The organism is Nitrosophilus sp. (genome assembly GCF_982775275.1).
In genome coordinates, this window is record NZ_CEXZHP010000041.1 from 1 (window position 1) to 10,246 (window position 10,246).

Consider the following 10,246-nt stretch of genomic DNA (forward strand, 5'->3'; position numbering starts at 1 on the left):
CATAACTATAAATGGAGTTAAATCTTTTAGTCTTTCCAACTATTTTTCCTTTAAGTTCAATTTATTACAATTATATAAAATTTTAAATAAAGGGGATTTTATGAGCGTATTGATGGAGATAGCGATGTTTCCAACAGATGTTGGAGAGAGTAAAAGCAAGTATGTAGCCGAAGTTTTAAAAGTTATAAAAAATAGCGGATTTGAGTATCAGCTCACTCCTATGGCTACTATTATAGAAGCTGAGAGTGTAAAGGAGTTGAGTGATCTGATACCGAAAATGTATGAAGCTTTGGAGAAGATGGGAGTAGGGCGAGTTTATAGCGTAGTGAAATTTGATATAAGACCTGGTAGAAAAAATAGATTAAAACAGAAAGTAGCTTCTGTTGAAAAAAGGTTGAAAGAATACTTATATTTTTTTAGCTGCTAAGTTTGAGGCAAATTTTACGGCGTTGATATAGCTTTTGAGATTTATGTTTCTATTTTTTTTATAAGCTATATCAAATGCCGTTCCGTGATCAACCGATGTTCTAATTATTGGGATATTTAAGGTTACGTTGATACTCTCTTCAAAATATAAAGCTTTTAATGGAGCCAATCCCTGATCATGATACATTACTACATATATATTGTATTTTTCCCTCATTTTCGGTATAAATGATATATCCGGGACTGTTGGACCAAAGTATATATCATTATCTATTTTTTTATTGGCTTTTTTAATAGCCTTTTTGATAATTTTTTCTTCGTTTCCCAAAACTCCATTATCTCCAGCATGGGGGTTTAGTCCTAAAACGGGAATTTGTGAAAAATTTTGATCTATTAAAAAAGAGTGATAAAACTCTATTAAAAAATTTTCTAAATTTTTGGTTTTTATCTTTTTTGGGACATCTTTTAGCGGAATATGTTCTGTGTAAAGTGCAACAAAAAGTTTTTCGCACCCAAGCATCATAATGGCTTCTTTTTTAAAAAACTCTCTTAAAAAGTCTGTGTGTCCTTTATATTTTATGTTTGCTTTTTTCCAAGCATTTTTATGAATTGGCAGAGTTACAACAGCGTTAGTTATGCCATTTTTTGTAAATTCTACTGCTTTTTTAAAGCTATCAAAACTAAATTTTGCGCTTTTTTTGCTTATTTTTCCAGGCTTTATATTAAAGCTACCTTCAATATATTCAACCTCAAAATCTTTAGGGATCTCAATATCTAAAAGTATTGCAGCCTTTTGGAGCATATCATAGTTTATAAAATATAAAGGATTGCAATATTTTTTTATCTCATCATGAGCCTTTAAGGCTATCTCAATACCTATTCCGTTTATATCGCCAATACTTACTGCGATAGTTGGCTTATTCATATATTATCCTAAATTTATAATTTTAACCATCTCTTTAATAGCCTCTTCAAGTCCTACCCAAATACTTCTTGCTATAATACTTTGGCCTATATTTAACTCGATAATATTTTCTATTTTTAATATAGCTTCAATATTTTGATAATTAAGTCCATGTCCCGCAGCTACCAAAAGTCCGCCTTTTTGCGCATAAATAGCGGAATTTTCCAACTCTCCAAGAGCGGTTGAGAGTCTGTCTCTTAACTCCTCTCTTGATAACTCTAACTCTTTAATTGAGTTTGGGGTATATTTTAGATTGCTATAAAGCATCGCATAAATATTGGCGTATGTTCCGGTATGAAGCTCAACCATATCTGCTTGAGTGTCTATACACGCAGCAATTATTTCAAAATCGGGGTCTATAAACAAAGAGACATCTATTTCGTTATCCTTTAATTTTTTAACAACATCGTTTACTTTATCAAAATATTTTATTACATCCAGCCCCCCTTCTGTAGTTACTTCTTCTCTTTTTTCCGGAACAAGCGTAGCTCTGTTTGGCTTTAAAGAACAGATAATATCTATAATCTCATCATTAATGGAACACTCGATATTTACGGGAAGTTGTGATTGCTCTACTATAGTTTTGGCGTCTTTATCGTTTATATGTCTTCTATCTTCCCTTAAATGTATAGTTATCTGATCAGCGCCTGCTCTTTTTACTATACCAAGAGCTTCTATGGGATCTGGATCGTTTATTTTTCTTGCTTCTCTAAGAACAGCGATATGATCGATATTTACTCCAAGTTTCATTTTTTGCTCCTTTTTTCGTAAAACTCTTTTTTAAACTCTTCAAATCTATTCTCCAATATAGCCTCTCTTGCCTTTTTGGTTAAAGTTAGATAATAATGGAGATTATGAAGAGAAGCTAAGCGATAAAAAGTTAGCTCTTTTGCCCTAAAAAGGTGATTTAAATATCCTCTTGAATAGTTTTTACAAGTATAGCACTCACACTCTTTATCTATAGGTGAATCATCAAGTTTAAATTTTGCCGCTTTAATATTTAATCTTCCAAAGGTTGTAAAAAGCGTTCCGTTTCGTGCGTTTCTTGTGGGCATGACACAATCAAACATATCTACTCCCCGCTCTATACATTCAACAATATCTTCTGGCGTTCCAACTCCCATTAGATATCTTGGCTTATTTTTTGGCATAAAAGGTGTTGTAAATTCAACAGTATCATACATAGCCCTATTTTCCTCCCCAACGCTTAATCCCCCGATTGCAAATCCGTCAAAATCAAGCTGTGTTAGCTGCGTTGCGCTAATTTTTCTAAACTCTTTATCTACTCCCCCTTGAATAATCGCAAAAATGTTTTGATCTTTTATTGCTCCTTTTTCTTTCATGCTTTTGTGATATTTTATAGATTCTATTGCCCATTTTGTAGTTCTTTCAACCGATAACTTTAGTCTCTCTTTTGTTGCGGGAAGGGCGATAAGATCGTCTAAAATCATTAAAATATCGCTTTTTAGGTTATATTGGATATCTAAAACCTTTTTTGGAGTAAAATAGTGCTCTGACCCGTCTATATGGCTTTTAAATTTTATTCCATTATCGTCTGCTTTGCTAATATCGCTCAAACTAAATGCCTGAAAGCCCCCGCTATCTGTTAAAAAGCTTTTTGGGTAGTTAGTAAATTTATGAAGACCCCCAAATTTTGCTATAACTTCATCTGAAGGTCTTAAATAAAGGTGGTAGGTGTTTGCGAGTATTATATCGGTATTTAAAATTTCTAAAAGATCCTTAGAATCTAAAGCTTTTACGCTCGCAGCAGTTCCTACGGGCATAAAAACCGGAGTTTTTATAGTTGAGTGAGCCGTTTTGATTGTGCAGGCTCTTGCGTTTTTATCTATCGCATCAATTTTAAATTCCACTCTTTTCCTTTTTGATATAATTAATTTTCAAAAAAAATATTGAGGGTTTTTGTGAAAAATATATTAATATTGGCTGATGGTATTGTAGCAAAACATTTTCTAAAAAGAGTAGTGCAAAATTATGTAGCTGGAAATAGCTATTTTATCGTTTATTACGATGAAAAGATTTTGCCAGAAATAAAAACGGAAAATTTTAAATTTTTTAAATTTGACCCTACAAGCTTTGTAAAACTTTCAAATCTTTTTGATGAAAAATTTTCCCAAGTTGTTATTGTTATGGGAAATAAGATCGATACAATTGCATCTTATGAAAATATTAGAAGATTAGATACAAATATAAGTATCGTAATTTTTGATAAGTGGGATTTAAATATCGATGATCAAAATGCTATTTTGTTAAACGCAAACGAGATATTAGCCAATAGACTTGTGGATTATTTGCCAAACGTTCCCATTATAGCGCAAAACGTAGGTTTGGGACTTGGTGAGATAATGGAAGTTTTAGTTCCTTTTGGAAGCACCTATGTATATAGACATATTGGCTCAATTGAGCAAAAAAATTGGAAAATAGCGGCAATTTATAGAAACAACAAACTTTTACTTCCCGATCCAAAACTTATGATTTGGCCAAACGATCTGCTTTTATTGATAGGGGAACCAAAAGTTTTAAAAAATATTTATAGATCCATAAAAAGAGAAATAGGTCAGTTTCCTATACCTTATGGAACAAATAGTTATCTGTTTATAGATATGGAAAAGCAAAAAGAAGATGAGATTTTAAAATCGCTAAAAGACGCTTTATGGCTACATAAAATTTTAAAAGATAAAAAATTGATTATTAGGGTTATCAATCCAACAAGCGTAAAACTTTTAGAAAATATAAAATCTGCTGAGAGTGAGAGCGTAGAGGTCAAAATAGATTTTACGGTAAATAACGACGAAAAAATAATTTCAAGAGATATATCCACCTATAAAATAGGAATGGTATTGATTTATAATAGGCTTTTTGAAAATTATAATATTAAAAAACTTTTATATGAAAGTAAGGTGCCAGTTTTTTCTATTTCTTATGAGCCTATCGAAAAATTAAAAGAGTCCGCTTTACTTCTAACGAAAAATAGAGATTTAGAGCATATATCTTCTACGCTATTTGATATATCAACCCAGCTAGAGCTTAACTTAACACTTTACGATATAGATCCTCAAAATGAAGATAAAAGCGATATTATCGAGCATTATGAAAATCTTGCATCAATTTTTTCAAAAAAGATAAAAATTGTAAAATCAAAAAACAATCCTATTAGGGAGCTTCAAAAACAAGAAAATATTTTGCAATTTTTACCATTTAATAAAAAGGTTTTAAAAAGAGGGCTGCTTAGAATTTTTAGCACAGATGTAGAGTGTTTATATTTTAAACTAAAAAAATTTCATCAGATATTTATTCCCGTATCTTAAAACTATTATTTAGAAAAAAAGTAATATAATTTTTGTTAATAAAAAAGGTGTAGTTATGAAAATAGATATAAAATTGGTAAAGAAAGAAGATAAAAGTTATCCAATAATTATCGATTCCTTATCAAAGATAAAATTTGATAAAAAGGTAGCTATAGTTACAAATCCAAAAGTTTCAGGACTTCATATCGATTATCTTTTAAAAAATCTTGAAGCAAAAGAGATATACATAATAACCCTTCCAGATGGAGAAGAGTATAAAAATTTTGATACTTTAAATTTTTTACTTGATAGACTTTTTGATCATCAGTTAGATAGAAAATCTATGTTAATTGCTTTTGGAGGGGGAGTTATAGGTGATATTACCGGTTTTGCGGCATCTATTTTTCAAAGAGGGATAGATTTTATTCAAATTCCCACAACTCTTTTGAGCCAAGTGGACGCAAGCGTGGGAGGAAAAACGGGCATAAATAATAGATACGGAAAAAATTTAATAGGCTCTTTTTGGCAACCAAAAGCTGTTTATATAGATACTCACTTTTTAAAAACTTTACCAAAAAGAGAATTTAGCGCAGGGGTTGCGGAGATTATAAAAATGGCTGTCACATTTGATAAAGATTTTTTTGAATGGCTTGAAAAACACCCTTTGGAAAATGAAGAAAATTTAAAATATGCAATAAAAAGAAGTGTTGAGATCAAAGCTGAAGTTGTAGCAAAAGATGAAAAAGAATCGGATATTAGAGCAGCACTTAATTACGGTCATACTTTTGCCCATGTTATAGAAAATGAAACCGGTTATAAAAAATATCTACATGGTGAAGCGGTAGCGATCGGAATGGTTATGGCAAACGAATTGGCAAAAAGAGTATTTTTGTTAGATGATAGCGAAGCAAAAAGAGTAAAAAATCTATTGGAGAGATATTCATTGCCTACAACATATAAAATTAAAAATATAGATAGCTTTTATGAAAAATTTTTTCTAGATAAAAAGAGCCAAGATAGCATTATCAAATTTGTTTTACCAAATCATATAGGAAACTTTGTTTTTAAAAGCGATATAGAAAGAAAAACGATAAAAGAGGTTTTAAAAAAATTTAGTTAGGTAAAAAAGATGAAAAATTTTAAGATATTTGCGATTCTTTTTTTTATAACTGTTTCGTTATTTGCTCAAAATCCAAGCGATAATGAAAAAAACGATGAAAATATCACAAAAACCGAGAGATTAAAATATATCGATAATAGATTAAATTTTATAAACGAAAAGTTAAAAAAAGATATATGGACGAGGAAGTATTCAAACTATATAACATATCACAAACTATTAAATGAATTGAAAAAGATAGAAAGAAAAATAAAAATTGCCAAAAGATATAAAAAAAGCATAGCTGAGCTTGAAGAGCAAAAAAAAGTTATCGAAAGTCAGCTATTATTGCTTAAAGAGTATAAAGAATCGCCCTTTATAGAACTTTTAAAACCAGAAGAGATCCCCGAACCCCCAAGCGTAAAAAATCCTATAGCGATAATTGGCGCAATATCTTATATAAAACAGTTAAATTCAAAAAAGAGTTATTATAAAAATAGATTAGAAGAGATAAAACATACATTAACGATTTTAAAAGAGAAAAAAAATCTTTTAAATGAAAAATACAAAATATTAAAAACCCAAGAGCTTTTTAATCAGCTAAAAACGTTGGAAGCTGAGATAAACGATTTTGAATCGGCAGTAGAGACGGCACAAAAGACTATAGACGTTTATGAAAAAAGAGTAGAAGAGGTTGTTTTTAAAGTTACTGAAGATATAAAACTACAAACCGAAAAAACTGCTCAGATTTTTGCAATAATCGTTATTTTATTTTTTATCAACATTTTAATAAAATGGGGTATTAGAAAATATATAAAAGATAGTGAAAGATTTTATATGGCAAATAAAGCCATAAATTTTACTACCGCTACTTTAATTATATTGATACTTCTTTTTGCATATATTGAAAATGTTTCATATCTTGTAACGATACTTGGGTTTGCTTCTGCTGGTATAGCAATCGCTATGAAAGATATGTTTATGAGTCTTCTTGGATGGACCGTAATTGTTTTTGGCGGTTCTATTCACGTAGGAGATAGGATAAGAGTAAAAAGAGAAGGGCAAGTTTATGTTGGAGATGTCGTAGATATTTCACTGCTGAGAATGACTATTTTAGAAGATATTACTTTGACAAGTTATAGAGAAAATACAAGAAGCGGTAGAATAATATTTATCCCAAATAATTATATTTTTACAGATTTAATAGCAAATTATACTCATTCAGGATTAAAAACAGTTTGGGATAATGTGAATTTTTATATAACTTTTGAGTCCAATCATAAAAAAGCCAATCATATAGCCAAGGAGATAGCAAGAAAATATGCAAAAGGTTATATAGATATAACAAGAAAGCAGTTAAATAAACTTAGAAGCGCTTTTCATCTAAAAAATACAAATGTTGATGTTAGAGTATATACTTTTGCGGAAAGTTACGGATATTGTATAAGCGTATGGTTTATGACCAATTCATATGCAACTTTAACACTTAGAAGCACTATATCTACAGAAATTATTGATAGATTTCTTAAAGAGGATGATATAACGATAGCATATCCTACTCAAACTATTAATTTGACAAAAAATAATAAAAGTATTATAAATAGTGAAAATATTTAAAGAGGGGAATAGTTGAAAAGAGTTTTTTTTAAAACCTTTGGTTGTAGAACAAATCAGTTTGATACTCAAGTGATGATGTCAAAACTAAAGGATTTTGAGATCACCTTTGATGAAGATAGCGCAGATATCGTTGTGGTAAACTCTTGCACGGTGACCAATTCGGCTGATAGTGGTGTTAGAAATTATATAAATAAAATAAAAAAAAGTGGCAAAAGGATTTATTTAACCGGATGCGGTGCTTTTACAAAAGGTGAAGAATTATTAAAAGAAAATAAGGTTTCAGGAGTTTTTGGACACTCTGAAAAAGAGAAAGTCTCTGAACTATTAAAAAAAGAGAATTTTTTTGAACTCGGTGATCTAAACCATATAGATGAGACTATAGTTGAGCAGTTTATCGGTAAAAGTAGAGCATTTATAAAAATTCAAGAGGGTTGTGATTTTAGGTGTAGTTACTGTATCATCCCCTATGTTAGAGGTAACGCGAGAAGTCTTGATGAAAAATTGATTTTAGATCAGATTCAAAGACTTGCTTCAAACGGATTTGGAGAGTTTATTTTTACCGGCACAAACGTTGGAAGTTACGGAAAAGACAAAAATAGTTCCTTGGCTAAACTTTTAAAAAAAGTTTCTTTAATAAGAGGTGTTAGAAGAGTTAGGATTGGCTCAATTGAGCCTGTGCAGATAGATGAAGAGTTTAAAGAGATATTAAATGAGCCTTGGATGGCAAAACATCTTCATATAGCTTTGCAATATACGCAAAATGATTTGCTAAAGATTATGAATAGAAGAAATAGGGTTGAAGATGATTTAAAGCTTTTTGAAGAGATCGCTTCATTTGGATACGCTTTAGGGACCGATTTTATTGTTGGGCATCCAGGAGAGAGTGAAGAGATATTTTTGGAAGCTTTAAAAAATATAGAAAAGTTTCCACTAACCCATATACATCTATTTACATATAGCAAAAGGGATTTGACAGCTGCAGCTAATATGAAAGATACGGTAAGGGGTGATATAGCCAAAAAGAGGCATAAATTGATAAAAGAGATTATAGATAGAAAAAATTTTGAATTTAGAAACAAAAAAAAGAGACTTCAGGTTTTGGTTGAGAGTAAAAAAGATGAATATTATGTGGGATTGGATCAATTTTTTAATAAAATAAAAATTAAAAGCCAAAAAGATCTTAAAGGAAACTGGATAGAGATAGATGAATATGAAGCAAAAAAAGAGGGAAACTTTGCAAATTTCTAAAAAAAATAAGACAATTGCCTTAATTTCGGCATTTTTAATAGTAGCTATTATGATATTTGCTTATGTTAGGGATCAATCTATTTTGATCGATTATTCTACATATGAAACATTTTTAAAAAATGATTTGATAGATAGAGCCAAAATAGATGAAAAATATCTATATATCGAGAGTGCTGGAAAAAAATATAAAATACCAAAAGAGGGTATAGATCTAAAAAAGCTTTATCAAAAGGTTCCAGTTGGCGTAAAAGAGGATTATTCTTATATATACGATATTTTTTTACTTATTATTGTTGGTGCATTTTTTGGATATCTGATCTTTTTTACAAAAAAACAAAAAGATCAGACTCTAATAAAACATCAAATCAATATAGCTCAGCCCGAAATAGATGATTTTTCTTCAAAAATTAAACCAATAATTTCTGACGTTAGATTTAAAGATGTGGCGGGGATTGAAGAGGTTAAAGAGGAGCTTGAAGAGATAATAGAGTTTTTAAAAAATCCAAAAAAGTTTATTGATTTTGGTGTTAGAATGCCAAGGGGGGTTTTACTCGTTGGTCCTCCCGGGGTTGGTAAAACTATGATAGCAAAAGCGGTAGCCGGTGAAGCTGGAGTTCCTTTTTTTTATCAAAGTGGAAGTGCTTTTGTGCAGATATATGTTGGTATGGGGGCAAAAAGAGTAAGAGAACTTTTCGCAAAAGCCAAGCAGATGGCACCTTCTATAATTTTCATAGACGAAATAGATGCCGTTGGAAAAGCTAGAGGAGGGATGAGAAATGATGAGAGGGAAGCTACATTAAATCAGCTTTTAACGGAGATGGACGGTTTTGAGGATTCAAGCGGAGTTATAGTAATTGCCGCGACAAATAAGATAGAGATGTTAGATGAAGCACTGCTTAGGCCCGGAAGATTTGATAGAAGAATATTTGTATCTTTGCCAAACGCAAAAGAGAGAAAAGAGATTTTAGAAGTGTATTTAAAAAAGATCCCCCATTTTGTAGATATTGAAAAGCTATCTAAAATAACTGTGGGTTTTAGCGGAGCCGCACTTTCGAGTCTTGTTAACGAGGCTGCTCTTTGTGCTCTTAGAAAAGGGAAAAAAATTGTAGAAATGAGCGATTTTGAAGAGGTTAGAGATAAGGTTTTATATGGTAAAAGAAAGATTTTAGCTTTTAGCGAGAAAGAAAAAGAGGTTCAAGCTACCTATCAAGCGGCAAAGGCTTTAAGCGCATACTGGTATGAGATTGATTTTGACAAAATTTCGATAATGGGATCTGGAGTCAAAGATATAGATAAAGAGATAATATCAAAAAACGAGTATCTTTCAAAAATAAAACTTTTTCTTTCCGGTTACGCCTCTATGGAGATTTTTTACAACGAGGAGTTTTCAAATTGTGCCCAGGATCTTACTAGAGCCAAGTTATTAGCAGAAGAGATGGTTACGAAATATGGCATGGGAGAGAGGATTTTGGCAGATGCAAGGGATGTTTCTATTATTTTGGATTCTGCGTTAAGTGAAGTTAAAGAGTTTTTATCAAAACAGAAAAACAAAATAATTAAAATTAGAGATTTTCTTTTAGAGAACGA

The 10,246-nt window shown here is 30.8% G+C and carries 9 protein-coding genes; 6 read left to right on the top strand and 3 right to left on the bottom strand.

The features are described 5' to 3' along the window. The first annotated feature begins 100 nt into the window (after positions 1-100). Complete coding sequence (locus tag AC30RD_RS03425) at positions 101-427, top strand: MTH1187 family thiamine-binding protein (protein ID WP_489492828.1); 327 nt, start codon at positions 101-103, stop codon at positions 425-427. Here the strand turns inward: AC30RD_RS03425 and pdxA are convergent. From pdxA to tgt, 3 genes are read right to left on the bottom strand one after another with little or no spacing between them, the layout of a single operon-like run. Beyond that, positions 407-1,351 carry a 4-hydroxythreonine-4-phosphate dehydrogenase gene (gene pdxA, locus AC30RD_RS03430; RefSeq protein WP_489492830.1) on the bottom strand — a complete coding sequence of 315 codons (945 nt, stop codon included), beginning with the start codon at positions 1,349-1,351 and terminating at the stop codon, positions 407-409. The two genes, AC30RD_RS03425 and pdxA, sit on opposite strands and share 21 nt — an antisense overlap. A gap of 3 nt (positions 1,352-1,354) precedes the next feature. Beyond that, positions 1,355-2,140 (bottom strand): pyridoxine 5'-phosphate synthase, encoded by a 786-nt coding sequence (locus tag AC30RD_RS03435; protein ID WP_489492832.1) that lies wholly within the window; start codon positions 2,138-2,140, stop codon positions 1,355-1,357. Then, positions 2,137-3,261: a tRNA guanosine(34) transglycosylase Tgt gene (gene tgt, locus AC30RD_RS03440; protein WP_489492833.1), complete on the bottom strand. Its 1,125-nt coding sequence runs from the start codon at positions 3,259-3,261 to the stop codon at positions 2,137-2,139. Before tgt ends, AC30RD_RS03435 begins: the two co-directional genes overlap by 4 nt. A gap of 51 nt (positions 3,262-3,312) precedes the next feature. On the opposite strand from tgt, the gene AC30RD_RS03445 reads away from it, so the two are divergent. From AC30RD_RS03445 to AC30RD_RS03465, 5 genes are all read left to right on the top strand, one after another. Then, complete coding sequence (locus AC30RD_RS03445) at positions 3,313-4,716, top strand: COG3400 family protein (protein ID WP_489492834.1); 1,404 nt, start codon at positions 3,313-3,315, stop codon at positions 4,714-4,716. 55 nt (positions 4,717-4,771) lie between these two features. Beyond that, the gene (gene aroB / locus AC30RD_RS03450) at positions 4,772-5,815 is read left to right on the top strand and encodes a 3-dehydroquinate synthase (protein ID WP_489492835.1); all 1,044 of its coding nucleotides are present in this window, start codon (positions 4,772-4,774) and stop codon (positions 5,813-5,815) included. Between the two features lie 9 nt (positions 5,816-5,824). Further along, positions 5,825-7,411 carry a mechanosensitive ion channel domain-containing protein gene (locus tag AC30RD_RS03455; protein ID WP_489492836.1) on the top strand — a complete coding sequence of 529 codons (1,587 nt, stop codon included), beginning with the start codon at positions 5,825-5,827 and terminating at the stop codon, positions 7,409-7,411. A gap of 12 nt (positions 7,412-7,423) precedes the next feature. Further along, positions 7,424-8,659: a tRNA (N(6)-L-threonylcarbamoyladenosine(37)-C(2))-methylthiotransferase MtaB gene (gene mtaB / locus AC30RD_RS03460; RefSeq protein WP_489492837.1), complete on the top strand. Its 1,236-nt coding sequence runs from the start codon at positions 7,424-7,426 to the stop codon at positions 8,657-8,659. Continuing rightward, positions 8,646-10,246 (top strand): AAA family ATPase (locus AC30RD_RS03465; RefSeq protein ID WP_489492838.1); only part of this gene is annotated, 1,601 nt, incomplete at its 3' end. The genes mtaB and AC30RD_RS03465, both read left to right, overlap by 14 nt.

Coding starts and splice junctions, on each gene's coding strand:
- AC30RD_RS03425 (WP_489492828.1), top strand. CDS start 101: ATGAGCGTATTGATGGAGATAGCGATGTTTCCAACAGATGTTGGAGAG.
- pdxA (WP_489492830.1), bottom strand. CDS start 1,351: ATGAATAAGCCAACTATCGCAGTAAGTATTGGCGATATAAACGGAATA.
- AC30RD_RS03435 (WP_489492832.1), bottom strand. CDS start 2,140: ATGAAACTTGGAGTAAATATCGATCATATCGCTGTTCTTAGAGAAGCA.
- aroB (WP_489492835.1), top strand. CDS start 4,772: ATGAAAATAGATATAAAATTGGTAAAGAAAGAAGATAAAAGTTATCCA.
- AC30RD_RS03455 (WP_489492836.1), top strand. CDS start 5,825: ATGAAAAATTTTAAGATATTTGCGATTCTTTTTTTTATAACTGTTTCG.